This window comes from Streptomyces sp. GQ60 (assembly GCF_059758875.1).
The window spans coordinates 539,952-566,619 of sequence record NZ_JCAXEG010000001.1; the positions used below are offsets into that span (position 1 = coordinate 539,952).

A 26,668-nucleotide genomic window follows, 5' to 3' on the forward strand; every position below is an offset into this window, starting at 1 on the left:
GGGGCCGCTGCGCGGGGCCTTCCCCCACTCCGCCCCTTCCCGAAACCGGGCTCCGCCCGGACCCGCGCCTCAAACGCCGGCGGGGCTGAAAGACCCGGGGCTCCGCCCCAGACCCCGTGCCTCAAACGCCGGCGGGGCTGACAGACCCGGGGCTCCTTGCCGCCCGTTACGTCGAAGGCGTCGCCGATCTGGACTGGGGCGTCGGCTCGGCTCGACGGCCGGCCGCGACGCCTCCGCGGTGTCCCCGCATGGGCGAAGACGGGGGTGATTGCTTCCTTGTGCATGGGGAGATGAACCTCCGGCTGGAGCCCGGCTCTTGGGGCTGGGATGTCCGGTATAGGCCGGCCCGATCCGCCTCGGTTTCAGTCGGGACGGAATTCGGGACGATCAAGGATCAAAGTCCTACAACCAGAAATTTATGGGCCATTCGGCTGGAACCCCGCATCCCCGGCCGACGTCCTGACCAGTGCGAGCTCACACGGCGGACGTCCACGCGGCGTCGATATGGGGAGTTGAGACAGCACATGGGGTTCATGACGCGCACGCAGATGCGGGGTACGAAGGCACGGATCGCCGTCGCCGGAGCGGTGGTGGCGGTGGCCGCGACCGCGTGGGGGGTGACGGCGCTCGTCGACCCGGGCCACGACACCAACCACCAGAACGTCTCCCGGCAGACCGACGACCCCGCGAAGGGCGGCGGTGACGCCGAGCCGCAGGCTCCCGGGAAGCCGGGCGGACAGGTCCCGGACGGCATAGCCCACGCGTCGGAGAGCGGCGGCAACGCGGTCAACATCACCATCGACGACGGGCCCGACCCCAGGTGGACCCCGAAGGTGCTGGAGGTGCTGAGGAAGTACGACGTGAAGGCGGTCTTCTGCATGATCGGACCGCAGGCCAAGGCCCACCCCGCCCTCGTCAAGAAGGTCGTCGCCGACGGCCACCGGCTCTGCGACCACACCACGGACCACGACACCGGGATGGACAAGAAGCCCCTCGCCCACCAGCAGCAGCAGATCCTCGACGCGAAGAAGCAGATCGAGGACGCCGCGGGCGGTGGGGCGAAGGTGGAGTACTACCGGGCCCCCGGCGGCGCGTTCACCCCCGAGAGCAGGGCCCTGGCCGCCGCCAACGGCATGCGCCCGCTCGGCTGGAACGTCGACACCAAGGACTTCAGCAAGCCGGGCGTGGCCGCGATCGTCGACACCGTCAAGGCCGAGATCGGCAACGGTCCGACCGTCCTCTTCCACGACGGCGGCGGCGACCGCACGCAGAGCGTCGCGGCCCTCGACCAGGTCCTGGCCTGGCTGAAGGAGCAGGGCCGGCCCACCGGCTTCCCGGTGGTCACCGGTCCGAGCGCCTGACACGCCGTCCGGTGGCGAACGGGTGAGGGTCGCCGCCCCGACCGCGCCCGGGGTGTTCCCTGGTCGCGCACGCAAGCCCGTACCGGCGGCGGCCACACCCGTCGCCGTGCGCCCGTACGTCCGACCAGGAGGTCTCCGTGGCCATCGCCCCCGGGAAGCTGTCCGACCCCGTCGTCGGCGCCCTCGTCAGCGCGGTCAACGCGCACGACAAGGACGCCTTCCTCGCGCTCCTGACCGCCGACGCGACCATGTCCGACGACGGTACGGAGCGCGACCTCCACGAGTGGATCGACCGGGAGATCTTCGACTCCGGCGGTCACATGGACGTCCAGTCCGAGTCCGACGGCGGCCGCACCCTGACCGTCGGCTACCGCAACGACACCTGGGGCGAGATGAGCACCTCCTGGCGGTTCGTCATCGCCCCCGGCGGAGGCCGCATCAGCCGCTTCGAGACCGGCCAGGCGTAGGGCTCGTCCACCACCGCCCGACCGGATCCCGTACGGGTGAAAGGGCGCCCGGCGTCGTTCCGGCCCGCCGGAGGGTCCCGTTGGTCCGGGCATGAAGCGCACCCGCACCGCCGCCCTCGTCCTCGCCGCCGCCGCGGCAGCAGCCCTCGCCCCGGTCCTCCCGGGCGCGGCCACCGCCGCGGACGGCACGGCGTACCTCCAGGATCCGAGCGGAGGGGAGAAGGCGATGAAGTCGATGTGGACCAAGGACGACATGCACAAGGTGGAGGCGCAGTTCCGCTTCCACCCCGGCATCCAGTACAAGACGGTCACCCGCCCCGGCCCCAAGGGAGCCGAGGAGTACGAGCGCAAGGTCGGCGACCCCAAGACCCTGGCCTGGCAGCCCGGTTACGAGTTCGCGTGGTCGGTGGCGGATTCGCAGGGGGTCAAGAAGGTGCTGACGACGAAGGACGGCAAGCAGGCGATCGTCGTGCACGCCGTACTGCGCGACGCCCGGCGCGCCGAGGTGGCACGGGTGCACCAGGAGCTCAAGGACCGGCCCGCGACGGGCCGTACGAAGCTCCCCGGGGGCAAGCGCATCGCGTGTGACACCGGGAAGTACACGGTGGAGTGGTCGGTCACCCGCACCGGCTACGGAACCCTCACCGGGACCCTGCCCTGGGACTCCGACTGCGAGCAGTACCGCACGGCCTTCACGCCGCAGAACCAGGGCGCGAGCTAGTCGCAGGGGGCGGGCGAAGGGGGAGGGTGAAGGAGGTGGGCCGGCCGCCCCGCGCGCCTTGTGGGCGCTCGCGGGCGACTGGGCCGCGGCCTTGGATCAAGGCCGTATCAGCCATGATGCCGCGCGGGGTGGGGCGCGGCAGGGGGCGAAGGTCCCTTTCGGCAGGGGCCTTCGGGGGTATTTCGGCGCCCGTGCGTACCGGCGCGTACGTATCGGCGTGTGCGTGTATCAGTGCGTACGGCGCGCATCGGCGCGTCAGTGCGCCTTCTTGGCCTCGTTCGCCTTGGAGGCGATCTCCTCCAGGACGGCCTTCGGGTCGCCGGCGGGGTCCACGGCGCGGCCGATGTTGCGCTTGATGGTGTCGCTGATGACCACCCAGGACGGGTCGTTGACCGGGTAGAGCTGCGCACCGCGCAGGGCGTTCAGGAACTGCTGGTCGTTCTCGTCCATGCCCGCGGTCCCGGCCATCATGCGGGAAGCCGAGACGGTGGACGGCAGCAGGTGGTAACGCCCGGCGAAGTCCGACAGGTTCTTGTCCCGGTAGACGAAGTCCAGGAACTTGCCGATCTCCTCGCGGTGGCCGTTCTGCTTGAAGGCCATCATCCAGTCGGCCACGCCCACGTTCGGCGGGACCTCCCCGGTGCCCAGCATGTCCGAGACGGGCATCGCGACGGCGCCGACCGTGATCCCCTTGGCGCGCGCCTCGTGGGCGAGCTGGGGGTAGCCGTTCAGCATGCCGACCTCGCCGCGCACGAAGGCGGCGAAGGCGTCGGCGCGGTTGAGCTGCGACGGGGGAGTGGGACCGACCAGGCCGGTGGAGACCAGGTTCTCCTTGATCCACTCGAAGGTCGTGATGTTCTGGTCGGAGGCCAGGCTGTAGTTGCCGCTGCTGTCGGCGTAACCGCCGCCGTTGCTGAGCTCCCAGATCATCGCCTCGGCGTGGGCCTCCTCCGGGCCCAGGGGCATGGCGAGCGGGGTCTTCACGCCCTTGGCCTTGAGCGCAGTGGCGGCGGCCTTCAGGTCCAGCCAGGTCTTGGGCCGCCAGCCGTTCTTGGAGTCCTTCGGGATGACCCCGGCGTCCGTGAGCAGCTTCTCGTTGTAGAAGAGGAGGCGGCTGCTCGCCACGAAGGGCAGGCCGTAGAGGGTGTTGCGGACGGAGCCGGCGTCGGCGAGGGGTTGGAGGAAGTTCGCCTCGGCGGTGACCGAGAGGAGTTCGGGCGCGGAATAGAGCCTGCCCTGCGCCGCGAAGTCCGAGTAGCCGCCCATGAGGGCCATGTCCGGGGCGTTGCCGGCCTTGACCATGCGGGAGACTTCACGGTCGATGTCGGCCCACGGCAGGAGCTGGACCTGGACCTTGATGTCGGGGTTCGAGGCGGTGAAATCGGCCGTGACCCTGTCCCAGAACGCCTTGGAACTGGTGTTGGTCGAGGCGTCTCCGTATTCGGCGGCGACGAGGCGGAGGGTACCGCTGTCATCAGCGCTTCCGCCGGAGCTGCCGCAGCCGGTCAGCGGTATCAGCAGACCGAGCACGACCGTGGTGGCGGCCGCGCTGAAGATTCTTCGTCGCACGGGTGTATTCCCCTGATTTTCTTTTGAGTCCCGTTATTACTTATGAGTTACTCCGGGCTGTGGTGTCCCTCGATGGCCCGTTGGCCGGAATTCTCTCCTGAGGGAGGGCGGTTGGTGCCATTGGGTCGGCACTTGTGGTCAATGCTCCAACTGCGGCATTTCAGAATGGTGTTTTCCGATATGTGATCAACAATTCGGACGCGCGTAGACATGCCGAAACGCCCGTTTCCGGCCATGGAGCACGGCGGAACGGGTCGGAGGGGGACGTGAGGGGGTGTGGGGGACGGCTGGGCGGTCGAGCGGCGGAATCTCAGTCCGCGAAGTCGCCCGCGTACGGATCGGGCTCGCCCGTTTCGGGGTTGCGGCCCTCCTGCCAGCGGCGCTGGGCTTTGCGCCAGTGCACGAAGCTGAGGTGGCCGCCGTCCCAGAAGGTGATGCTGACCGGGCTCACGTCGAACTCGTCGGAGCACAGCAGGTAGAGGAACTCGGCCATTCCGTACGGGTACACCGCGAAGGAGTCGGCGGTGTGCCGGCCGACCACCAGAACGGGCCAGCGGTCGGGGTCGGGGTCGGTCGTCAGCCAGCAGAGGATGTCGGAGCCGCCGGTGACGCCCCAGGCGAGGATCGACTCCGGGTCCACGTCGAAGGCGGCCCGGCCGCCCTCCGCCTCCCAGACCTGGCGGGCGTTGGCCGTCTCCTCCGCCATCTGCGCCGGGTCCCACTGGAGTCCGGGCTTGGGCAGCGGCAGCAGCACGCTCGCCTCGCCGTTGATCGAGCCCGCGCCGAAGCGGCCCATGAAGGCGATGAAATCGGCGGGGAAACGGCTGCCCCAGACGGCCTCGGCCGCCTGCCAGTCGATGTCCTCGTCGGCTCCGTGGGTCGCCGGCATGATCTGTTCCAGCGCTTTGACGCGCACGTTCTCGGTCATGCCGCTCCCCTGCCACCCCAGCTCAACCGCCCCAACCTACCGCCGGTGCGGGGTGGCGCCTAGCGCGTGGTGAGACGGACCCGGAGCGGGGAGCCGACGCGCAGGCCCCAGGCGGCCATGGCACCGGCCTCGGCCTCCAGGACGTGGCGGGCGCGCAGCCGGGGGAGGCCGAGCCGGCCGGGGGCCATGGAGGTCAGCGCGATGACGGTGAGCCGGCGGTCGAGGTGGGCCACGTCGATGGCGAAGCGCATCCCGAAGGTGTGCACGCTCGAAGCCGGGGTCAGGAGCATCGCCCCCTCGATCCCGTCCCGCCCGAGCAGGCCGCGCGTGCGGGCCCGGTAGGAGGCGGCCACCTCCAGGGGCACCTCCAGGCGCTCCGGGCCCTCCAGCGGCCCCAGGTGCTCCGCGGGCTCCACGTGCTCGGCAGGCTCCAGCCGCCTCGCGGGCATTCCCGGCGCCGCGCCCGGGTCGACGTAGAGCGTGGCCGCGCCGTCGCGCCACCGTTCCCTGTTCCCCATGCCGGCCACCCTAGGGCCCGGCCCCCCGGCTCCGGCCCGCCCCTCGCGAGGTGCGGCGCCGTCGCCGGGGGGCCGGCTCCCGGACTCCCGCGCCGCACGCGCCGGCGGGACCGGAGGCGCCCGTGCCGGGCTCCGGCGTCAAGGCGGCGCACCCGAGGGGGTCACCCCGGGGAGGGAAGGCGGCCCGTTGGCCCGTACGGGCTCCGGCCGGGCCCGGTAAGGGCTGTGGGGGCCGATCCGGCTCTGCGGAGTGCTCCCGGACGGCTCCGGAGCGTAATCGTGTCGCGGTGATGCGCACAGCAGGCTTTACGAAGGGTTATGGTGGAACCCCCCCCTCGGGCCGGTCCGTATCCCCCCCACGGACCGGCCCGTTTTTTGTCCCCGCTCAGTGCCGGGCAAAGACGCAGGTCAGCCCCGCTGGGCCCAGATGTTGGCGCCGGGGGTGGACACCGCGAAGGAGTCGATCTCCTTCAGCTCCTGCTCCGACAGCGGTGCGCCGGACAGGGAAGCCACATTTTCTTCGAGCTGCTCGACGCTCGACGCGCCGATGAGCGCCGAGGTCATCCGCTCGTCCCGCAGCACCCAGTTCAGCGCGAGCTGGGCCAGCGTCTGCCCGCGCCGCGCCGCGATCTCGTTCAGCCCGTTCAGCCGGCGCACGACCTCGTCCGACAGCAGGTCCGGGTTGAGGGACTTGCCCTGGGTGGCCCGCGAGCCCTCCGGGATGCCCTTGAGGTACTTGCCGGTCAGCAGCCCCTGCGCGAGCGGCACGAAGGAGATGCAGCCCATGCCGGCCTCCTCCAGGGTGTCCAGCAGGGCGTCGTCCTCCGTCCAGCGGTTGATCATGGAGTACGAGGGCTGGTGGATGAGGGGACGGACCCCCATCTCCTTCAGCAGCCGGGCCGCCTCCGCCGTCTGTTCCGCGGTGTACGAGGACACGCCCACGTAGAGCGCCTTGCCCTGCTGGACCGCGGACGCCAGCGCGCCCATGGTCTCCTCCAGCGGGGTGTCCGGGTCGAAGCGGTGCGAGTAGAAGATGTCGACGTAGTCGACGCCCATCCGCTTCAGTGACGCGTCCAGCGACCCGAGCAGGTACTTCCGGCTGCCCCACTCGCCGTACGGACCCTCGTGCATGAGGTAGCCGGCCTTGGTGGAGAGGACCAGCTCCTCGCGGTGGGACGCGAAGTCCTGCGCGAAGACCTTCCCGAAGTTCAACTCGGCCGAGCCGGGCGGCGGGCCGTAGTTGTTCGCCAGGTCGAAGTGGGTGACGCCGAGGTCGAAGGCCCGGCGCAGGATCGCCCGCTGGGACACCAGTGAGGTGTCGTCACCGAAGTTGTGCCAGAGGCCGAGGGAGATCGCGGGGAGCTTGAGGCCGCTGTGGCCGGTGCGCCGGTACTCCATGGAGTCGTAGCGCGAGGGCTCTGCCCGATAGGGATTGTTTTCAGTCACGTTGTCCTCCCTATCACGGACGTGTGACAGGACCGAGTTGGGTGCCGGATCCCGTCGCGCAGTAATGTGGCGGTCTGTGGCGGACTCGGGGGGACCACCGCATTCCGCACGGGGGTATCGCTCGGAGGGGCTGGAAGATCGTGAAGCTGCGCGACCTGGTACGCCGTCCTGTGTACAGGCTCTACGCACGCCGGGTGGAAGGCCGCATCGACCATGACGAGACGCCCAAGCACATCGGCGTGATCCTGGACGGGAACCGGCGCTGGGCGAAGGCGTCCGGAGGCACCACGGTGCAGGGCCACCAGGCCGGCGCCGACAAGATCTCCGAGATGCTGGGCTGGTGCACCGAGACGGACGTCGAGGTCGTCACCCTGTGGATGCTCTCCACGGACAACCTGGACCGGCCCGAGGTCGAGCTCCGCCCGCTGCTCAACATCATCGAGAACACCGTCCGGGGCCTCGCCGCAGACGGCCGCTGGCGTGTCCACCACGTGGGCAACCTCGACATCCTGCCCGCCGGGACCCAGAGCGTCCTGAAGGAGGCCATGGAGGCCACCCGCGACGTCGACGGGATACTCGTCAACGTCGCGGTCGGCTACGGCGGCCGCCAGGAGATCGCCGACGCGGTCCGCTCGCTCCTGCTGGAGCACGCCTCGAAGGGCACCTCCTTCGAGGAGCTCGCCGAGATCCTCGACATCGAGCACATCGCGGAGCACCTCTACACGCGCGGCCAGCCCGACCCGGACCTGGTGATCCGCACCAGCGGAGAGCAGCGGCTGTCCGGATTCATGCTGTGGCAGAGCGCGCACTCCGAGTACTACTTCTGCGAGGTCTTCTGGCCGGCCTTCCGCAAGGTCGACTTCCTGCGCGCCCTGCGCGACTACGCCGCCCGCCACCGGCGCTACGGCAGCTGACCCTCCCGGCAGGATCCTCGTACGGCACCTGACCTGCGGGTCTCTGACACCCCCTCGGCACCTCACGGCGCGCCCGGACTCCTCCGTGGCGCGCCGTCCCCGTTTTCCCGTACGCCCTGCCCGCCTCCCGGGACCCTTCGCGCGAGGCCTTCACCAGGCATTCACCGAGCGGCCGTCATATGCCATGGCATGGCTGGACCCATTCGGGGAATATCCCTTGCAGGTCGACGCCCGATCCACGGGTGTCGAGTCTCAGCGGACGGCATGGGGTCGTCCGCCCGGGAGGCCCTTTGCACCAGGACGCACGTGCGGTTCGCACGGACGGAGTGGAGGGCCGGAAGTCGGCCCGCGCAGGGGTGCCGATGACCGGTCCGGTCTTCATGGCCCGACCTCTTCCGAGGGGGTACGTCCTTCCGTGGTGACCAGCACAAAGAGCCGCCTGCCCGACAGGCGGACCTACGTCCTCGACACCAGCGTCCTGCTGGCAGACCCCAACGCGATCACCCGCTTCGACGAGCACGAGGTAGTGCTCCCGATCGTGGTGATCACCGAGCTGGAGGCAAAGAGGCACCATCCCGAACTCGGCTACTTCGCCCGTCAGGCCCTGCGGCTGCTCGACGAGTTCCGGGTCCTCAATGGTCGCCTCGACGCACCCATCCCGCTGGGCGATCTGGGCGGTACCCTGCGCGTCGAGCTCAACCACTCCGACCAGAGCGTCCTGCCCGCCGGTTTCAGGCTGGGGGACAACGATTCGCGGATCCTCGCGGTCGCGCGCAACCTCCAGGCCGAGGGCTACGACGTCACGGTCGTCTCGAAGGATCTTCCCCTGCGCATCAAGGCCTCCTCCGTGGGGCTGATGGCCGAGGAGTACCGCGCGGAACTCGCGATCACCGATGCCGGCTGGACCGGCATGAGCGAGCTGGCGCTCTCCGGGGAGCAGGTGGACCTCCTCTTCTCCGAGGAGCGGCTCTACGTACCGGAGGCCGCGGAACTTCCCGTGCACACCGGCCTGGTCCTCCAGTCCGAGCGCGGCAAGGCGCTCGGCCGGGTCACGGCCGACGGCAACGTGAAGCTCGTACGGGGCGACCGCGAGGCCTTCGGGCTGCACGGCCGCAGCGCCGAGCAGCGGATCGCGCTCGACCTCCTGCTCGATCCCGAGATCGGGATCATCTCGATGGGCGGCCGGGCCGGCACCGGTAAGTCGGCACTGGCGCTGTGCGCGGGGCTGGAGGCCGTACTGGAGCGGAGGCAGCATCAGAAGGTGATGGTCTTCCGGCCGCTGTACGCGGTCGGCGGCCAGGACCTCGGCTACCTCCCCGGGGACGCCTCCGAGAAGATGAGCCCCTGGGCCCAGGCGGTGTTCGACACCCTCTCGGCGGTCGCCGGGCGCGCGGTCATCGAGGAGGTGCTGAACCGCGGGATGCTGGAGGTCCTGCCGCTGACGCACATCCGCGGCCGCTCGCTGCACGACGCGTTCGTGATCGTGGACGAGGCGCAGTCGCTGGAGCGCAACGTCCTGCTGACCGTTCTGTCCCGTATCGGGGCCAATTCGAGGGTGGTTCTCACCCACGACGTGGCGCAGCGGGACAACCTGCGGGTCGGCCGGTACGACGGAGTCGTCGCCGTGGTCGAGAAGCTGAAGGGCCATCCGCTCTTCGCGCACGTCACGCTGACGCGTTCGGAGCGCTCCCCGATCGCCGCGCTGGTCACCGAGATGCTGGAGAACCTGTAGGGCCGCCCGGCGGACCGCGCGGGCCGCAAAGCAGGTAAAACGCCCATAGCGGGAAGGTGAGTTGGCGCCGCCCGGCAAAGGCCAGAGAGCCTAGCCGGGCGGCGCCTTCGCGCACAGGGGTTTGCCGGAACCAACGACGACATGCCAGGTGTGACCTTTCCCACGCAACGGAGAATTGCCCTGCGGCGTCGAGGTCCGGCAGAGTCTGTTTTCCGTCAGGCCCCGCATACGGCACACCTGTATCTCCCGTGAGATGCGCGCAGTACCGCTAACTCCACAATCGTTCGCCGTATGCCGCCCGGAGCATCACGCGGCACTCCCGCAAGGGAGTTGCCCACGGGCCCGTGCCTCCAGTGACCGCACCACCACGGAGGCCAGCGTCAAGGGCACTATTGCGCCCGCTCGGTCACTGCGGACGCTGCTGGAAGGAAACCGTGTGAGCCGGATCTCGGTTCGGGGATTCGCTGTGGCTTCGGCCACCGCTGTCACCACCGTCGGCGCCGTCGTGGGTGTTGCCACTGGCGACCCCGCCTCGAACGATCTCGAGACGACCGCGTCCGGGACGACTCTCCTCACTGACATCCCGGTCGGCGAGCAGGCGCAGGTTCAGAACGCGTCCCTGACGCAGCAGGCGGACTCCATCGCCCACGCCGCCGACACCGACGCCAAGCGCTCGGCGGAGGAGGCGGCCCGCATCCAGGCCGCCCAGGACGCCAAGGCGAAGAAGGCCGAGGCGCAGAAGGCCGCGGACGACAAGGCGAAGAGGGAGCGTGAAGAGAAGGAGCAGGCCGCCAGCCGTTCCGCCTCCCGCGACGGGTCCTCTTTCGCTCCCCAGGCCTCCTACACGGTCGCCCAGGTCAAGGCGATCGCCCAGCAGATGGTCCCGGCGGGGCAGTTCCAGTGCTTCTCCAAGATCATCAACCAGGAATCCACCTGGAACTACCTGGCCGTGAACAAGTCCTCGGGCGCGTACGGCCTCGTCCAGGCGCTGCCCGGTTCGAAGATGGCCTCGGCGGGCGCCGACTGGCGCACCAACCCCGCCACGCAGATCGAGTGGGGCCTGAACTACATGAACTCCCGCTACGGCAGCCCGTGCGGAGCCTGGAACTTCCACCAGGCCAACAACTGGTACTAGGCACACCCGGACACACCGGTACGAGAGCGCGCCCGCGCGCCTCAACCTCGAAGAGCCCCGCATCGTCCTACGGTGCGGGGCTCCTCGCGTGTACGGTCTTTCGTGGTGTGCCCCGGCACGCGGTCCAGGGCGGGGGGAAGGGAACGACATGGCGAAGACAGGCTGGCTCGGCCGGCTCGGCAACAGGCTGAGCCACGTGGAGGCCCGGCTCGCCGAGCGGCGGGCCGAAGTCGAGGCCGGGACCTCGGACACCGCGCCGTCCCCGGCCCCACCGGCCCAGGCCCCACCCGCCCCCGCCTCCCCGCCGTCGGCGTCCCCGGGCGCCGAACACGCCGGCTACGCCGCCCCCGTGCGCCCCGACCCGGTGTCCGTCATCCCGTGGGGCATGCGCGTCGCCGCCGAGGCGAGCTGGCGGCTGCTGCTGCTCGCCGGGATGCTGTGGGTGCTGATGCGGGTGATCAGCGAAGTCCGCCTGGTCGTCCTCGCCTTCGCCGCCGCCCTCCTGGTCACCGCACTGCTCCAGCCCTTCGTGGTCCGGCTGCGCCGCCTCGGCATGCCGCGCGGCCTGGCCACGGCCGTCACCGCGATCCTCGGGTTCGTGGTCATCGGGCTGGTCGGCTGGTTCGTGGTCTGGCAGGTCATGGACAACCTCGACCAGCTCTCCGCCCGGCTGCGCGAAGGCATCAACGAACTCAAACTCTGGGCACTGGACAGTCCGTTCCACGTGACCGAGAAGCAGATCAACGACATCGCGAAGAACCTCAGCGAGACCATCGGCACCAACACCGAGCAGATCACCTCCGCCGGCCTGCAAGGCGTCACGGTCCTCGTCGAAGTGCTGACGGGCATGCTCCTCGCGATGTTCTCCACGCTCTTCCTGCTCTACGACGGCAAGCGCATCTGGACCTGGACCACGGGCCTGCTCCCCGCGGCCGCCCGCCCCGGCGTCGCCGGCGCCGGTCCGCGCGCCTGGCGGACCCTGACCGCGTACGTGCGCGGCACGGTCCTGGTGGCCCTCATCGACGCCGTGTTCATCGGCCTCGGCCTCTACTTCCTCGACGTGACGATGGCCGTGCCGCTCGCCGTCTTCATCTTCCTGTTCGCCTTCATCCCGCTCGTCGGCGCGGTGATCTCCGGCGTCCTCGCCGTGGTCGTGGCCCTGGTGACCCAGGGGCCGTTCACCGCGACGATGGTGCTGCTGGTGGTCCTGGCCGTCCAGCAGATCGAGGGCCACGTGCTCCAGCCCTTCATCCTGGGCCGGGCGGTACGGGTCCACCCGCTCGCGGTGGTGCTGTCGGTGGCGGCCGGCGGCCTGGTCGCGGGCATCGGCGGAGCGGTGGTCGCCGTTCCGCTGGTCGCCGTCACCAACACCGTGGTCGGGTACCTGCGGGCCTACTCCCGCGAGCAGCTCCACCACGGGCTCTCCCCGGTCGGCCCCGGGCCGCACGGTGCGACGGCCCTGGGCCAGGCGGTTTTCGAGGCGGAGGAGACACGTACGGGTGATAACGGAGCCTGAGTTCGACGGCGGCTCGTCCGGCCTGCCGGGCCCGGAGGTCCGGGAGGGGCTGGAGGGTCGGGAGGGGCCGGAGGGGCTGGAGGGCCACGACGGATCGGGGCGCTACGGCGGATCCGTGCCGCCCGGCCGCCGCCCGTGGCGGTGGGCGCTCGGCGGGGCCCTGCTCGCCTCCGCGCTGTGGGCCGGGGCCTGGTGGTCCGCGACCCCGGAGGACCAACGCCCGCCGCTGCGGTACGGGCTGCCCCTGAGCCTGTGCGACGAGGCGAAGCTGCCCGCGCTGGCCCGGCTGGCCGAGGTGATCCAGTGGCGGTCCACCCCGAAGCTCCTCGAGCACCCGGGAGTGGACCGGGCGTACTGCGGGCTGAGCCCCTCGATGGACCCCCGGGAGAAGCCCGGTCTCCGGCTCTCGTACGAGGTCCAGGCCTCGATGGCCCTGCACAAACGGACCGACCCCGCCCCGGAGTTCGGCGCGGATCCGGTGCTCGCGGGCTGGGCCGGCACGAGCCGCGCGGAACCGCGCTCGGTGCCGGGGCTCGGGGAGCGGGCACTGATCTGGGAGATGGGGTACCAGGAGTCGTGGCGGCTGACCGTACTCGACGGGGGTGCGGTGTTCACCGTGGACGTGACGGTGTGGGCGTACGGCCCGGACGAGGTCGACGGCGACGGCAATCCGGTCTCCGGACCCGGCCCTCGGGAAGATCCGCCGAAGCCCGATTCCGATGCGGTCCAGGCTGCGATGATCGACGACATGCACGGCCTGATGAAGGCGCTGCGCAGGTAAGCGCGGTTCGCGCCGTGGGCGCGGGGACGCGGGGACGGGGGATACGGGGATGATCGGCGAGCCTGAGATCGACGGGGACCGGGACGCGGCGGGCGGAGCGGAGCGGTCCGCGGAGCACCTTCCGCGCGAGCACGAGCGGCTACGGGGTCCACGGGCCCCGTGGCGGTGGGCGCTGGGCGGGGCGCTGGCCGCCTCGGCGGTTTGGGCGGGCACCCTGGCCGTGCAGGACCGTTTCACCGGTACGCCGCGCATCGACTACCGGCACTCCGCCGAGCTGTGCGAGGAGGCGCCGCTCAAGACGCTGGGCGAGACCATCGGGCGCGCCTTCGAAGGGGACGGGAGCAGCGAGAGCCTGAGCCCCGCGCAGGACTGGGCGTACTGCCGGACCGGCCCGAAGCACGAGAAGGACCGCGTCCTGTACATGGCCCAGGTGCTGGTCGAACTCCACAAGAAGACCGACCCCGGGCCGGAGTTCGCCACCGGCCCGGGCAGCAACGTGTGGCCGCACGTGGACGCGCGGGACCGCCGGGAGGTGCCGGGCCTCGGCGACCGGGCGGTGCTCGACAGGCAGCGCGCGGCCGGAGGGACGCGGCTGACGGTGCTCGACGGTGGGGCGGTCTTCACCCTGACCGTGGAGTGGTTCGGGCCCTCGGAGGCGGCGTCCGGGGGCGTGGACGAGGACGCGATGGACGGGGCGATGATCGAGGACGTGCGGGCTCTGATGGCGAAGCTGCGGCGCTAGGCCTGACGGCAAGATCCGGAAGGGACGGCCCAGGTGTTCTGTCCCGGGAGGCTGTGGACGGGTGGGCCAGGTCTCGGCTGAGGGATCTTGAAGGGGTGTGACCCAGATGCGCCAGAAACCCGCCAGAACTTGATCTTGGCCTGCTGAGTGCCCGACGCTGTCGGGGATCTTGGCGATGACGGTCGGCCATGCCCTCGACATCTCAGTCTCCAAGATCCCCGACCTCGTCACCCGCGATCAGCTCTGCGTCTCCTCGCGGCGTCCCATAGCGGCCGCATCGGGTATGACGAGCAGCTTGCCGGTGGTACGCCGAGCCTCCAGATCGCTGTGGGCCTGGGCGGCTTCGGACAATGCGTAGCGGCCCGTTACGGTGACCTCAAGCGCCTTGGAGCGCACCCACTCGAACACATCGGCGGCCCGTCGGAGCAGTTCGGACCGATCGGCGATGAAGTCCCCGAGGCTGGGCCGGATCAGGGTCAGCGAACCGCCGTGGGCGAGCCGCATCGGATCAAACGGCGGCACGGCGCCACTTGCCGCGCCGAAGAGCACGAGATGGCCGCGGGTTCGCAGGCTGGCGAGGCTCGCATCGAAGGTGTGCGCGCCGACGCCGTCGAAGACGACCGGCAGTCCCTGACCGCCGTTGAGCCGCCTCACCTCGGCTGCGAGATCGTCGACCGCGGAGGAAAGGATCACCTCGGCGGCCCCGGCACGCTTCGCCAGCTCGGCCTTCGCCGTGGTCGACGTCGTGCCGATCACCCTGCCGCCGAGATGGGTGATGAGCTGGGTCAAAAGCAGCCCCATGCCACCAGCAGCCGCATGCACGAGCACCGTGTCGCCCCCCTGAACCGGGTAGGCGTCCTTGATGAGATAGTGCGCGGTCATGCCTTGGAGGAGCACGGCGGCGGCTGTCTCGAAGCCGATGTCGTCGGGCAGCGGCACCAGCCGGGAGGAGTCCACAACGGCCCGCTCGGCATACGTGCCGGGAATCTCCACCCAACCGACCCGGTCCCCGACTGCGACGTCAGCGACGCCGGGTCCCACTTCGACGACCGTGCCGGCGCCCTCAGCGCCCGGGGTGAAGGGCAGCGGGAGGCTGTACCGGCCTTCGCGGTGGTAGACGTCGAGGAAGTTGACCCCGGATGCGGCGACCTCGACGATCGCCTCGCCCGGACCCGGCCGCGGCTGGTCCACCTCGGCCTCCTGCAGCACCTCGGGACCGCCCACTTCGTACACCTGAATCGCTCGCATGTTCCTCCAATTAACGGCTCATCACCCACCAACCCCGTTGATCGCGATCCGATTCCCGGCAAGCAGACCGGCCCGCCGCCCCCGCTGCTCCTCCGGCCTCGGGAACCGGCCCATCCGCTGGTACGACTTCAACGCCGGCGGCAGGGCCGGCCGCCGGGGTGCGCGAAAGGGCCCCCGCGGCCGGAATCGGCTGCGGGGGCCCTTCGTTGACGTCCGGGTGTCACTCGCCCGCGAGGGCGGCCTCGGCGTCGAGGGTGACGGCGACGGCCTGGATCACCGAGGCGATCTTGAAGGCCTCCTGGACCGTCTCGCGGTCCACGCCGGCCTTGCGCAGGACCTGCTCGTGCGAGTCCAGGCACTGGCCGCAGCCGTTGATCGCGGAGACGGCGAGCGACCACAGCTCGAAGTCGACCTTCTCCACACCGGGGTTGCCGATGACGTTCATCCGCAGGCCCGCGCGCAGGTTGCCGTACTCCGGGTCGGAGAGCAGGTGGCGGGTGCGGTAGAAGACGTTGTTCATCGCCATGACCGCGGCGGCCGACTTGGCGGCGGTGTACGCCTCCGGCGACAGGGCCGCCTTGGCCTCCGGCTCCAGCTCGCGCAGGACGCGCGGGGAACGGGCGGCGATGGCGCAGGACAGGACGGTGCCCCACAGCTGCTGCCGCGTCAGGGTGTCCTGATTGCCGATGACCGAGCCGAGGTTCAGCTTCAGGTCCTTGGCGAAGTCCGGCAGGGCGGACTTCAGGGTGTCGAGGGACATCGCTCACTCACCGGCCAGCAGCGCGCCGGCGTCGAGGGTGCCTTCGCCCTTGGTCCAGTTGCAGGGGCACAGCTCGTCGGTCTGCAGGGCGTCGAGCACCCGCAGGACCTCCTTGGGGTTCCGGCCGACGGAACCGGCGGTCACCATGGAGAACTGGATCTCGTTGTTCGGGTCCACGATGAAGACGGCGCGCATCGGGAGACCGTCCGAGCCGAGGATGCCGAGGTCGGCGCAGAGCTCGCGCTTGATGTCGGACATCATCGGGAAGGGCAGGTCGCGCAGGTCGGCGTGGTCCTTGCGCCAGGCGTGGTGGACGTACTCGGAGTCGAGCGAGAAGCCGAGGATCTGGGCGTCGCGGTCGGCGAACTCGTCGTTCAGCTTGCCGAAGGCGGCGATCTCCGTCGGGCACACGAAGGTGAAGTCGAGCGGCCAGGAGAACATGATCTTCCACTTGCCCTCGTAGGTCTTGTGGTCGATCTGCGCGAACTCGGCTCCGGCGTCGAGCGAGACGCAAGCGGTCAGGTCGTAGGTGGGGAACTGGTCGCCGACAGTGAGCACGCGCTCTCCTTGCGGAAAGGAAAGTGACCCTTTTGGGGGCTTTCCGAGGGGGTTGGACGTATCTCACATGCTGACACAGCCGCATTGATTGCGGAAATAGCTAACCTAGTGACAAGTGATCGGAGGTACCTATCAGTGGCAGTCGCCGGCAGGGGAGCGAAGCAGCCGACGCTCGCTCAGCTCCGCGCCTTCGTCGTCGTGGCCGAGCAGCTGCACTTCCGCGACGCGGCCGCCGCGATCGGGATGAGTCAGCCCGCGCTCTCCGGGGCCGTGGCCGCGCTGGAGGAGGCGCTCGGCGTGCGGCTGCTGGAGCGGACCACGCGCAAGGTGCTGCTCACGCCCGCCGGGGAGCGGATCGCGGGACGGGCGCGGGCCGTCCTCGACGCGATGGGCGGGCTGCTGGAGGAGGCCGAGGCGGTACGGGCCCCCTTCACCGGGGCGCTGCGGTTCGGGGTGATCCCCACCGTGGCCCCGTACCTGCTGCCGACCGTGCTCGGGCTCTTCCACCGGCGCTACCCGCGGCTCGACCTCCAGGTGCACGAGGAGCAGACGGCCTCGCTGCTGGAGGGGCTGGCGGGCGGGCGGCTCGACCTGCTGCTGCTCGCCGTTCCGCTCGGGATGCCCGGTGTCACCGAACTGCCGCTCTTCGACGAGGACTTCGTGCTGCTCGCGCCGCGCGACCACCCGCTCGCCGGCCGCAAGGACATCCCGCGCGAGGAACTGCGCGGGCTGCGGCTGCTGCTGCTCGACGAGGGGCACTGCCTGCGCGACCAGGCCCTCGACATCTGCCACGACGCGGGACGCACCGCCGGGGCGGACGTCACCACGACCGCGGCCGGCCTGTCCACGCTCGTACAACTGGTCGCCGGGGGACTCGGTGTCACGCTGCTGCCGCGCACCGCGCTGCGCCTGGAGACCGCCCGCAACGAGCACCTGGCCACCGGGTACTTCGCCGAACCGGCGCCCTCGCGGCGGATCGCGCTGGCCATGCGGACGGGAACGGCCCGCGAGGAGGAGTTCCGTGCCGTCGCCGACGCGCTGCGCGAAGCCGTACGCCCGCTCCCCGTGTGGCTGACGGACTGAGGGGCGGGCGCAGGGCGTCGCGTACGGCGGCGTACGGCGGCTACTCCGTGCGCAGCCCGTCCGGGCGCATCAGCCGCAGCAGCGGCGGCAGGCTGAGCAGGGTCACCAGGACGGCCACGCCCCCGCCGATGCCGATCATCGACAGGACCGCGGTCCAGTTGACCCGGATCGCGGCGCCCGCCATCTGCATCAGCACCGTGCCGAGCGCGAGCCCGACCACAGTGGCCAGGGCCAGGCCCAGGCCGATCGGGAGGGCGGTCTGCCACAGCACGGAGAGGCTGAGCGTGGAGCGCTTGGTGCCGAAGGCGACCAGCGCCGAGAGCAGTTGCCGGCGCTCGCGCAGCTGCTCCAGCTGGGAGACCAGCAGGCTGGCCCCGATCAGCATCAGCACGAGGGCGGAGCCCACGAAGAGGCCGGTCCGGATGGAGGCGTAGCGGTCGTTGACCTCGGTGGCCTGGATCGTCATGGGGACGGACAGCGGGTCGGCCCTGAAGACGGCGTTGCGGGCCAGCTCCATCGCGTCGGGCACCTTCGGGTCCAGCTTCACGTACACCCGGGAGGACTGGTAGCCGCCCATGCCCTTCGGGGCGGCGGCCGGGGTGACCAGCAGTCCGGTCAGCGTTTCGCCCATCGGGCCCTTGCGGGCCCGCACGGTGAGGGCGTCGGCGGGCACCGTCCAGGCGACCGGCTTCGCGCCGTCGCCCTCGCTGTCCTTGAAGATGTTCCCGGCGAACAGCTTCTCGCCCGGCTCGGCGGTATCGCCGGTCATGCCGCTCGGAGCGCCGCCGCCGGTGATGACGAAGGCGTCGCCGTCCTTGCAGGAGGGCAGCACCGCGTACTCCTTGAGGGCGGCGCAGGTGCCGGTCGTCACCGAGATCGCCGTGTCCGAGTAGCTCATGTCCGTGCTGCGCCCGGCATTGGTCGAGGACTCCGCGACGACCTGGGTGATGCCCTTGGTCCCGGCCAGGGCCTGCACGAGGGCCTCGCCCCCGCCGCGGGTGCGCTGCATGACGGAGATCGAGGCCCGGGTCGGGTCGTGGCCGGTCTCGCGGGTGTACGAGTCCTCCGTGGAGGCGAAGAGCATCTGCAGGGCGATGGCCCCGGCGACCGCGACGGCGATGCCGTTGACCAGCCGGGCGGAGCTGCCGCTGGTGAGCTGGAGCCGGCGGGCGGCCAGTTGCCAGGAGACCGGGCCCGCGCCGCCGATCCGGCCGACGACCCGTTCCAGCACCCAGGGGAGCAGGACGGTGATGCCGACGAGGAGCAGGACCACGCCGCCCGAGACCTGCCACTGGTTGAACTGTCCGCTGTCGTTGCCCTTGCCGATCAACGGGGCCAGCAGGCCGAGTCCGGCCAGCGGGAGCAGCAGCCGCCACCAGATCCGGCGCTTGCCCGGGGTCGCCGTACGGACCACGCCGAGCGGCTCGATGACCACGCCGCGCAGGGCGAACAGGGTCACGGCGACGGCCGCCGCCGGTACGGCCAGTGCGATGAGCACGGCCAGCCACGGCGTCGGGTCGAGGTCGGAGGGGAAGACGCTGCGCTGGTAGAGGTCCATGGCCGGGGCCAGCTGACGGGCGGCCAGGAAGAAGCCGGTGCCCAGGACGAGGCCGATCAGCGATCCGGCGGCGGCCTCGCCGGCGGCGATCCGGCGGACCATCCGGCCGTCGGCTCCGACCAGGCGCAGGGCGGCGAGCCGGCGGTCGCGGCGGTCGCCGCCGAAGCGGACGGCGGCGCCGATGAACACGGCGACCGGCATCAGCAGGGCGACGAAGGTGAGCACCACGAGGAGCGTGAGGACGGGGTCCAGGCCCTCCTTCTCCGCGGTGTTCTCGAAGGCGGTGATCCGCTGGATGTAGTTGGGCGCTTCCTTCTGGAGCTCGGCGAGCCGGTCGCTGCCCGCGTAGAAGTAGAGGTCGCCGGGGCCCACCAGGCCCGCCTCGCCGATGGTCGAGACGATCTTCCCGTCGAGGCGGTCGCGCAGCAGCTTGCCCTCGCCGGTCTTCATCAGCCTGTCGAGGGCGGGGGAGACGGCCAGTTCGCCGGGGCCGGGGAACTCCTGCACGCCCGGGGGCAGCGGGGCGTCGGGTCCCTCGGGCTGCACGAGCCGTCCGTCGATCCCGTGCGAGCGGTACGACTGGTTCACATCGGTGATCAGCAGCGTGCCGGGACCCGGCTGCTCGGCGGTGGGCGAGGTGAACGTCTGGCGGGCGGCGCCGCGCGCGTCGCGGGCGGCCAGGGCGCTGGGGATCGCGCTGGTGACGAGCAGCAGGGCGACGCCGAGGCCGACGCCCAGGCCGGTGAGGAGGGTGCGGGTCCAGCCCTGGCGGCCGCCGCCGAAGGCGAACCGGACACCGAGCCCGAGGTCGCGGAGCCAGACGGCGAGTGCGCCCTGCCCGCCGGGTCCGCCGGGGCTGCTGGGTTTGCCGTGGTTCCCGCGGTTCTCGCGGTTCTTCGGGTTCCCGTGGCTCATACCGCGCGCTCCATGTCGCGGGACTTGCCGTCGCGCACGACGATCTCGCGGTCGGAGTACGCGGCCACGCGGGTCTCGTGCGTGACGAGGACGACGGCGGCGTTCGTGGACCGGGCGGCCTCGGTGAGCAACTGCATGACCAGTTCGCCGTTGAGGGAGTCGAGGGCGCCGGTGGGTTCGTCGGCGAAGATCAGCCGGGGGCTGGTGACGAGGGCGCGGGCGACGGCGACGCGCTGGCCCTGGCCGCCGGAGACCTCGCCGGGGCGCTTGCGGCCGAGGTCGTCGACCTGGAGCCGCTCCATCCATTCCAGGGCGGTGCGTTCGGCCTCCTTGCGCTTCACGCCGGTGAGGCGGAGCGGCAGGGCGACGTTCTCGACGCAGGTGAGCTCGGGGACGAGCTGGCCGAACTGGAAGACGAAGCCGAACTCGCCGCGGCGCAGGGCGCTGCGCTCGCCGTCGTTCATGGCGGAGAGCTCGCGGCCGGCGTAGGTGATGGTGCCGGAGTCGGGGGTGACGATCCCGGCGAGGCAGTGCAGCAGGGTCGACTTGCCGGACCCGGAGGGGCCCATGATCGCGACGACCTCGCCGGCGTGGATGGAGAACTCGGCGCCGTCGAGGGCGTGGGTGGCGCCGTAGGCCTTGCGGAGGTCCGTGGCGCTGAGCAGCGTGCCGGCCGGGGTCATCGGCGTACCTCCTGGGCGAGCTGGTCGAGGCGGGCGGCGGCGAGTTCGAGCCACCGCAGGTCCGCTTCGAGGTGGAACAGGGCGTGGTCGCAGACCAGCTGGTCGGCGAGGTCCCCCTTGCGCTTCCGCTGGGTGAGGATGCGCATCAGGCGCAGGTGCTCGGCGCGCTGGGTGTCCAGCAGCTCCTGGGCGCTGCGGCCGGTGAGGAGGGCGAGGACGACCTTGGTGTAGAGGGTCGTCTGGAGGTACGGCTCGGGCTTCTCGGGCTGGGCGAGCCAGCCCTCGACGTCGGTGATCCCGGCGTCGGTGATCGCGTACCGCTTGCGCTCGGGGCCGCCGCCGCTCTCCACCCCGTCGACCTCGACCAGACCGTTCCTCAGCAGCCGGGACATGGTCGAGTAGACCTGCCCGTAGGCGAGGGGCCGGTCGTGGCCGAATCTCTCGTCGAAGGTCCGCTTGAGGTCGTAACCGTGCCGGGGACCGGCCTCCAGGAGGCCGAGGAGTGCGTGACTGATGGACATGGCGACGACTATACACGCGGTGTATACCCTCGATGTATACACGCAGTGCAGAGATGATCTCCGGAGGGTGTGCACCCATTCGTAGGGACCGGCGGGCGTCCGGAGCGCGGATCGGGACGGGGGCCCGGGGCGGCTGGCACGTTGTGGGCATCGGCCCCGCACCCGAAAGGCCCGCCATGCACGCACCTCCCGCCGGCGTCACCGCAGCGCTCCCACCCCAGCAGTCGGGCCCCGCGGGGCAGCCGGGGGCGGAGCCCTCCTCGCAGGCCCCGCGGTCGGTCCCGTGGTGGGTGTGGGCGCTGGCCGGCGGGCTCTTCCTCGTCTACACGGTGCTGTCGCTGCGGACCCACGCGCGGCTGCACTCCCACAGCTTCGACCTGGCGATCTTCGAACAGGCCGTCCGCTCCTACGCCGAGGGCCGGCTGCCGGTCTCGGAGGTCAAGGGGCCGGACTTCCCCGCCCTGGGCGACCACTTCAGCCCGGTCCTGGCCGTTCTGGCCCCCCTGTACCTGCTCTTCCCCTCACCGCGGACCCTCCTCGTGGCGCAGGCCGCGCTGATCGCCGCGAGCGTGCTCCCGCTGACCCTCTGGGCGCGCCGGACGCTGGGCGACACGGCCGCCGTGGTGACCGGGCTCTGCTACGGGCTCTCCTGGGGCCTCGCGAACGCGATCGGGTTCGACTTCCACGAATGGGCCTTCGCCGTCCCGCTCCTGACCTGCTCGCTGGCCGCGCTCGGCAGCGGGCGGCTGCGCGCCGCCGCGTGCTGGGCGCTGCCGCTGGTGCTGGTGAAGGAGGACCTCGGGCTGACCGTGGCCGCGATCGGCGGGCTCATCGCGTGGCGCGGCGGCCGGGGCGGGCGCCGGCTGGGCGTCGCCCTCGCGGTGACGGGGGCGGCGTGGACGCTGCTGGCCATGACGGTGGTGCTGCCGGCCCTGAGCCCGAGCGGCTCGTACTTCTACGCTTCCTTCCTGGGCGGGGGCGCGGAGGAGGTCGGGGCATCGGGAGCGGCGGCGGGGGCCGGGGGAGGCTTCGGTGACCTGCTGTTCAAGGCCACGATCGGGCTGGTCAGCCCCGACACCAAGGTGGCCACGCTGCTGACGGTGCTCGCGCCGACCCTGTTCCTGGCCCTGCGCTCCCCGCTGGTGCTGATCGCCGTACCGGGCCTTCTGTGGCGGGGGATCTCCGACTACCCGGCCCACTGGGGGACCGGGTACCACTACTCCCTCACGGTGATGCCGATCGTCTTCGCCGCCTTCGTCGACGCCCTGGCGCGGCGCGGCACCACCGCCGCCGGGCTGCGGCGCTACCTGGCGGGCGCGGCCGGGGTCTGCGTGCTGCTGCTGCCGGTGCACTCGCTGGGGCAGTTGGGGAAGCCGGCCTTCTGGCGGACCGACCCGCGGGTCGCCGTGGCGCAGCGGCTGATGGACCGGATCCCGGACGGGGCCACGGTCCAGGCATCGGACGGGCTGGTCCCGCACCTGGTGAACCGTACGAGCGTCAGCCTGTACGGCTGGGCGGACAGCCGGCCCGACCCCGAGTGGATCATCGTGGACACCGGGGTGGCGCCGGAGCGGCGGTGGCCGCTGTCGGTGGTGGCGGAGTCCCTCGCCCTGGACCGGGCACGGGTCCAGGGGTACCGGACGGTGGCCGAGCAGGACGGCTTCGTCCTGCTGAACCGGCCTTCCTGACGGGCCGGTCCGGGGTCCGCCGAGGCGGCTTCAGGAATCCGGCGAGGCGCGGGGGCGGCCGCGGGGCGGGATGGGCCCCGCCCCGCCGGGGAGGCGGCCGGCTTCGGACAGGGCGCGGCGGAGCAGGAACTCGATCTGCGCGTTGGCGCTGCGCAGTTCCTCGCCCGCCCACCGCGCGAGCGCGTCGTGCACCTGCGGGTCGAGCCGCAGCAGCACCTGCTTGCGGGCCTGCCGCCCGGCCTTGGGGGCCGCCGGCCCCTCGGCGGGGGAGTCCGCGCCGTCGTCGGGGCTCACTGGTAGAGGGTGCCCGTGTTGATCACCGGCTGGGCCGCACGGTCACCGCACAGGACCACCATCAGGTTGGACACCATCGCCGCCTTCCGTTCCGGGTCGAGGTCCACGATGTCCTGCTCCGCGAGGCGGGTCAGGGCGAGGTCGACCATACCGACCGCGCCCTCGACGATCTGCTTGCGCGCCGCGACGATCGCACCCGCCTGCTGGCGCTGGAGCATCGCGGAGGCGATCTCCGGGGCGTACGCGAGGTGGGTGAAGCGGGACTCGATGATGTGGACGCCGGCCGCCTCGACGCGGGCGGACAGCTCGACGGCGAGCTTCTCGGTGATCTCCTCGGCGTTGCCGCGCAGCGACAGGCCGCCGTCCTCGTGGGCGTCGTAGGGGTACTCGATCGCGATGTGCCGGACGGCCGCCTCGGTCTGGGTCTCGACGAACTCGGTGAAGTCGTCGACCTCGAAGACGGCGCGCGCGGTGTCCTCGACCCGCCACACCACGACGGCGGCCAGCTCGATCGGGTTGCCGTAGGCGTCGTTGACCTTCATGACGGCCGTCTCGTGGTTGCGGACCCGGGTCGACAGCGGCCGGCGGGAGGTCAGGGGGTTGACCCAGCGCAGTCCGTCGGTGCGGACGGTGCCGCGGTAGCGGCCGAAGAGCTGGACCACGCGGGCCTCGCCCGGCGCGACCGTGTTCAGCCCGCCCATGGCGATGAGGGCGGCGAGGGCCAGGACGACGCCCGCCGCGATCAGGCCCACCTTGGCGCCGTCGGTCCCGGACACCGCGCCGAGCGCGATCAGGCCGGCCCCGGTCACCACTCCCGCCAGGCCGAGCAGCAGCGCGAGGCCGCCGCCCACGCTCCGCGCGGGGAACTCCCGTACGCCGGTCTCGGTGCGGCCCATGGTGTTCGTCATCAAATGCCCCGTTCCTTCAGTGGCGGCCGGTCGAGCCGCTTAGCAAAGTGATATCACTTTTTCGGGCGGGATGGGAGCGGGATGGAGGCGGGAGGGGAGCGGGACGGCACCCGGTGGGGGGCCGGGTGGGGGCTCGTGAGCGGCAGTTGGTGGGAAGGTGGCCGGGCGCCCGGCAACCTCCCGGGCTCCGGCTGCGTCGGTTCCGGTGGGGCGGGTGCTCATTCTCACGTCCGAATTGCCCGGTATGGGCATTGGGTGGCCGGTTTTTGTCACAGCCTGCGGTGTTAGCTTTCTGAGCTGACGTCGGGGGGTTATCGAGCGGAGCAGGAGCGATGGGCCGAGCAGAAGCGCGAAGGGCGCAGCAGCAGCGCGGTGCGCGACGAGCGCCGCGCGGGCGCGGCAAGGGCAAGGGCGGGAAACCGGGCGGCAAGCCGACCGGCATACGCCGCTTCTTCACCTGGAAGAAGGTGCTCGGCACCTTCTTCGGGGCGGTGCTGCTCGGCATGGCGGCCCTGGTCGGCCTCTACTTCTATGTGGAGCCGCCGAACCCGAACAAGGACGCGCTGACGCAGAACAACGTCTACAAGCTCGCCGACGGCACGGTCATGGCCCGCGTCGGCACCACGAACCGCCAGATCGTCTCGATCGACAAGATCCCGGCGGACGTGCAGACGGCCTTCATCGCGATCGAGAACAAGTCCTTCTACAGCGACAAGGGCATCGACCTCAAGGGCATCGCCCGCGGCGTGTTCAACACCGTCACCGGCAAGGGCAAGGCCGGCGGGTCGACGATCACCCAGCAGTACGTCAAGAACTTCTACCTGACGCAGGATCAGACGGCGACCCGCAAGCTGAAGGAGCTGATCATCTCCCTCAAGGTCGACCAGGAGATGGAGAAGCCCCAGATCCTCGCGGGCTACCTGAACACCAACTTCTACGGCCGCAACGCGTACGGCATCCAGGCCGCGGCCCAGGCCTACTACGGGGTCGACGCGGAGAAGCTGACCCTGGAGCAGGGCGCCTACCTGGCCGCCGTCCTCCAGGCGCCCAGCCAGTACGACTGGGCGACCGCCGGCCCGAACGGCAAGCAGCTGGTCATGATCCGCTTCAACGGCGTCCTCGACAACATGGTCGAGATGGGCAAGCTGGACCCGGCCAAGCGCCAGGAGATGAAGTTCCAGGAGCCGATCAAGCCCAAGGCGCCCAGCGGGATGGAAGGCCAGAAGGGCTACCTGATCCAGGCCGCCGACGAGGAGCTCAAGCGGCAGACCGGCATGACCGACGGTCAGCTCAAGGCCGGCGGCTGGGAGATCACCCTCTCCATCGACCCGAAGAAGCAGGCCGCGCTGGAGAAGGCCGTCCAGGACGAGCTGGAATCCAAGCTCGACCGCAAGGGCCGCCCCGTCGACGCCGCCGTGCAGGCGGGCGCCACCTCCGTGGACCCGAAGACCGGCGCGATCGTCGCGATGTACGGCGGCACCGGGCAGAGCGAGCAGTGGGCCAGCAACGCCCTGCGCAAGGACTTCCAGCCGGGCTCGACCTTCAAGCCGGTCGTGCTGGCCTCCGCCCTGGAGGGCAAGGCGAGCACCCAGGACGGGAAGCCGATCACGCCCAACGCCCTCTACGACGGCACCAGCAAGCGCCCGGTGGTCGGCAGCAGCGTCCCGTTCAACCCGCAGAACCAGGACGACCGCGACTACGGCAACCCGATGATGACGGTGCAGTCCGCCACCAACTCCTCGGTGAACTCCGTGTACGCCCAGATGATCGTGGACGTCAAACCGCAGAACGTGAAGAAGACCGCCCTCCAGCTCGGCATGCAGGACCGCGACGGCTGGCCCGAGGACCAGCCGGCCATGTCGCTCGGCACCATGAGCGCCGACACCCTGGAGATGGCCGGCGTCTACGCCACCCTCGACAACCACGGCAAGCTGGTCACGCCGAGCATCGTCAAGTCCGCCCGGCACGCGGACCGCGAGTACAAGCCGGTCCGCGCCATCGGCGACCAGGCCATCAGCCGCAAGACCGCCGACACCGTCACCAAGGTGCTCACCGGCGTCGTCGAGGACGGCTCCGGCCAGGCCGTGAAGAGCTCGGCCTACGAGGCCGCCGGCAAGACCGGCACCACCGAGCAGAACAAGGCCGCCTGGTTCACCGGGTTCACCCCGGAACTGGTCACCGTCGTCGCGATGTTCGGAGACGAGCCCGGCACCCACATCCAGGTCAGCCTGACCGGTACGGCCGGCGGCGGACGCGCGGGCGGCTCCAGCTTCCCGGCCGCGATCTGGAAGGAGTACACCCTCGCCGCGCTCAAGGGCGGCAAGACGGGCTCCTTCGACCTGGACGAGGCGGACATGGGCAAGGTCCAGTCGCCGAGTGCCAGCATCAGTCCGTCGACCACGCCGAGCCAGACCGCGACCACCCCGGCGCCGCCGTCCGGCAACACGCCGTCGGCCCCGACTCCGACCCCGTCGAAGCCGACCCCGACCCCGACGCCGTCGAAGCCGACCCCCACCCCGTCGAAGCCGACGCCGACCCCGACCCCGTCGAAGTCGACGCCGAAACCGCCGGACCCCCAGGCGCCCAACCCGTAGGCACCGGAGCCACCCGGACGGCGGAGCG

At 71.0% G+C, this 26,668-nt stretch carries 24 protein-coding genes; 12 read left to right on the forward strand and 12 right to left on the reverse strand.

Annotation, left to right across the window (positions count from 1 at the left end; genetic code table 11):
• Nucleotides 1-533 precede the first annotated feature (533 nt).
• The 3 genes from AC6CKD_RS02570 (at nt 534) to AC6CKD_RS02580 (ending at nt 2,549) form a co-directional block, all read left to right on the forward strand.
• The gene (locus AC6CKD_RS02570) at nt 534-1,361 is read left to right on the forward strand and encodes a polysaccharide deacetylase family protein (protein WP_498324834.1); all 828 of its coding nucleotides are present in this window, start codon (nt 534-536) and stop codon (nt 1,359-1,361) included.
• Nucleotides 1,362-1,498: 137 nt separating this feature from the next.
• A complete protein-coding gene (locus AC6CKD_RS02575; protein WP_498324836.1) occupies nt 1,499-1,828 on the forward strand; it encodes a nuclear transport factor 2 family protein in 330 nt (109 codons plus the stop codon).
• Nucleotides 1,829-1,919: 91 nt separating this feature from the next.
• The gene (locus tag AC6CKD_RS02580) at nt 1,920-2,549 is read left to right on the forward strand and encodes a hypothetical protein (RefSeq protein WP_498324838.1); all 630 of its coding nucleotides are present in this window, start codon (nt 1,920-1,922) and stop codon (nt 2,547-2,549) included.
• A 255-nt stretch (nt 2,550-2,804) separates the two neighbouring features.
• On the opposite strand, the gene AC6CKD_RS02585 is transcribed toward AC6CKD_RS02580, so the two are convergent.
• The 4 genes from AC6CKD_RS02585 to mgrA form a co-directional block, all read right to left on the reverse strand.
• Entirely contained in the window at nt 2,805-4,118 is a 1,314-nt protein-coding gene (locus AC6CKD_RS02585; protein ID WP_498324839.1) for an extracellular solute-binding protein, read from the reverse strand.
• Nucleotides 4,119-4,428: 310 nt separating this feature from the next.
• On the reverse strand, nt 4,429-5,046 hold the full coding sequence (locus AC6CKD_RS02590) for an SMI1/KNR4 family protein (RefSeq protein WP_498324840.1): 618 nt from the start codon (nt 5,044-5,046) through the stop codon (nt 4,429-4,431).
• A 59-nt stretch (nt 5,047-5,105) separates the two neighbouring features.
• Nucleotides 5,106-5,564 (reverse strand): DUF192 domain-containing protein, encoded by a 459-nt coding sequence (locus AC6CKD_RS02595; protein WP_498324841.1) that lies wholly within the window; start codon nt 5,562-5,564, stop codon nt 5,106-5,108.
• Nucleotides 5,565-5,972: 408 nt separating this feature from the next.
• Nucleotides 5,973-7,010 carry an L-glyceraldehyde 3-phosphate reductase gene (gene mgrA / locus AC6CKD_RS02600; RefSeq protein WP_498324843.1) on the reverse strand — a complete coding sequence of 346 codons (1,038 nt, stop codon included), beginning with the start codon at nt 7,008-7,010 and terminating at the stop codon, nt 5,973-5,975.
• A gap of 140 nt (nt 7,011-7,150) precedes the next feature.
• Between mgrA and AC6CKD_RS02605 the strand changes: the two genes are divergently transcribed.
• The 6 genes from AC6CKD_RS02605 to AC6CKD_RS02630 all read left to right on the forward strand — a co-directional run bounded on the left by AC6CKD_RS02605 (nt 7,151) and on the right by AC6CKD_RS02630 (nt 13,830).
• Nucleotides 7,151-7,924 carry an isoprenyl transferase gene (locus AC6CKD_RS02605; RefSeq protein WP_327254716.1) on the forward strand — a complete coding sequence of 258 codons (774 nt, stop codon included), beginning with the start codon at nt 7,151-7,153 and terminating at the stop codon, nt 7,922-7,924.
• 415 nt (nt 7,925-8,339) lie between these two features.
• A complete protein-coding gene (gene phoH2, locus AC6CKD_RS02610; RefSeq protein ID WP_498324845.1) occupies nt 8,340-9,656 on the forward strand; it encodes an RNA 5'-3' helicase PhoH2 in 1,317 nt (438 codons plus the stop codon).
• A gap of 436 nt (nt 9,657-10,092) precedes the next feature.
• Nucleotides 10,093-10,791, forward strand: a complete 699-nt coding sequence (locus tag AC6CKD_RS02615) for an aggregation-promoting factor C-terminal-like domain-containing protein (protein WP_498324846.1) — start codon at nt 10,093-10,095, stop codon at nt 10,789-10,791.
• Nucleotides 10,792-10,939: 148 nt separating this feature from the next.
• The gene (locus AC6CKD_RS02620) at nt 10,940-12,307 is read left to right on the forward strand and encodes an AI-2E family transporter (RefSeq protein ID WP_498324847.1); all 1,368 of its coding nucleotides are present in this window, start codon (nt 10,940-10,942) and stop codon (nt 12,305-12,307) included.
• A complete protein-coding gene (locus AC6CKD_RS02625; protein ID WP_498324848.1) occupies nt 12,291-13,088 on the forward strand; it encodes a hypothetical protein in 798 nt (265 codons plus the stop codon). Before AC6CKD_RS02620 ends, AC6CKD_RS02625 begins: the two co-directional genes overlap by 17 nt.
• Nucleotides 13,089-13,137: 49 nt before the next feature.
• On the forward strand, nt 13,138-13,830 hold the full coding sequence (locus AC6CKD_RS02630) for a hypothetical protein (protein ID WP_498324849.1): 693 nt from the start codon (nt 13,138-13,140) through the stop codon (nt 13,828-13,830).
• 237 nt (nt 13,831-14,067) lie between these two features.
• On the opposite strand, the gene AC6CKD_RS02635 is transcribed toward AC6CKD_RS02630, so the two are convergent.
• From AC6CKD_RS02635 to AC6CKD_RS02645, 3 genes are all read right to left on the reverse strand, one after another.
• The gene (locus tag AC6CKD_RS02635) at nt 14,068-15,078 is read right to left on the reverse strand and encodes a quinone oxidoreductase family protein (RefSeq protein ID WP_498324850.1); all 1,011 of its coding nucleotides are present in this window, start codon (nt 15,076-15,078) and stop codon (nt 14,068-14,070) included.
• 220 nt (nt 15,079-15,298) lie between these two features.
• Complete coding sequence (locus AC6CKD_RS02640; protein ID WP_498324851.1) at nt 15,299-15,838, reverse strand: alkyl hydroperoxide reductase; 540 nt, start codon at nt 15,836-15,838, stop codon at nt 15,299-15,301.
• Nucleotides 15,839-15,841: 3 nt separating this feature from the next.
• The gene (locus AC6CKD_RS02645) at nt 15,842-16,396 is read right to left on the reverse strand and encodes a peroxiredoxin (RefSeq protein ID WP_498324852.1); all 555 of its coding nucleotides are present in this window, start codon (nt 16,394-16,396) and stop codon (nt 15,842-15,844) included.
• Between the two features lie 135 nt (nt 16,397-16,531).
• Between AC6CKD_RS02645 and AC6CKD_RS02650 the strand changes: the two genes are divergently transcribed.
• Nucleotides 16,532-17,479 carry a hydrogen peroxide-inducible genes activator gene (locus AC6CKD_RS02650; RefSeq protein WP_498324853.1) on the forward strand — a complete coding sequence of 316 codons (948 nt, stop codon included), beginning with the start codon at nt 16,532-16,534 and terminating at the stop codon, nt 17,477-17,479.
• A 40-nt stretch (nt 17,480-17,519) separates the two neighbouring features.
• Here the strand turns inward: AC6CKD_RS02650 and AC6CKD_RS02655 are convergent, their stop codons facing one another.
• Genes AC6CKD_RS02655 through AC6CKD_RS02665 form a run of 3 tightly spaced genes read right to left on the reverse strand, consistent with a single transcriptional unit; the run spans nt 17,520 to nt 21,156 of the window.
• Complete coding sequence (locus AC6CKD_RS02655; RefSeq protein ID WP_498324855.1) at nt 17,520-19,952, reverse strand: ABC transporter permease; 2,433 nt, start codon at nt 19,950-19,952, stop codon at nt 17,520-17,522.
• Complete coding sequence (locus AC6CKD_RS02660; protein ID WP_498324856.1) at nt 19,949-20,635, reverse strand: ABC transporter ATP-binding protein; 687 nt, start codon at nt 20,633-20,635, stop codon at nt 19,949-19,951. The genes AC6CKD_RS02655 and AC6CKD_RS02660 overlap by 4 nt, the downstream gene beginning before the upstream one ends.
• Entirely contained in the window at nt 20,632-21,156 is a 525-nt protein-coding gene (locus tag AC6CKD_RS02665) for a PadR family transcriptional regulator (RefSeq protein ID WP_498324857.1), read from the reverse strand. The genes AC6CKD_RS02660 and AC6CKD_RS02665 overlap by 4 nt, the downstream gene beginning before the upstream one ends.
• A gap of 176 nt (nt 21,157-21,332) precedes the next feature.
• Between AC6CKD_RS02665 and AC6CKD_RS02670 the strand changes: the two genes are divergently transcribed.
• A complete protein-coding gene (locus AC6CKD_RS02670; protein WP_498324858.1) occupies nt 21,333-22,844 on the forward strand; it encodes a DUF2079 domain-containing protein in 1,512 nt (503 codons plus the stop codon).
• 30 nt (nt 22,845-22,874) lie between these two features.
• On the opposite strand, the gene AC6CKD_RS02675 is transcribed toward AC6CKD_RS02670, so the two are convergent.
• Together AC6CKD_RS02675 and AC6CKD_RS02680 are read right to left on the reverse strand one after the other, a co-directional pair.
• Nucleotides 22,875-23,138, reverse strand: a complete 264-nt coding sequence (locus AC6CKD_RS02675; protein WP_498324859.1) for a type II toxin-antitoxin system antitoxin — start codon at nt 23,136-23,138, stop codon at nt 22,875-22,877.
• Entirely contained in the window at nt 23,135-24,046 is a 912-nt protein-coding gene (locus tag AC6CKD_RS02680) for an SPFH domain-containing protein (RefSeq protein ID WP_498324860.1), read from the reverse strand. Before AC6CKD_RS02680 ends, AC6CKD_RS02675 begins: the two co-directional genes overlap by 4 nt.
• Nucleotides 24,047-24,378: 332 nt before the next feature.
• On the opposite strand from AC6CKD_RS02680, the gene AC6CKD_RS02685 reads away from it, so the two are divergent.
• Entirely contained in the window at nt 24,379-26,640 is a 2,262-nt protein-coding gene (locus AC6CKD_RS02685; protein ID WP_498324861.1) for a transglycosylase domain-containing protein, read from the forward strand.
• Nucleotides 26,641-26,668: the final 28 nt, after the last annotated feature.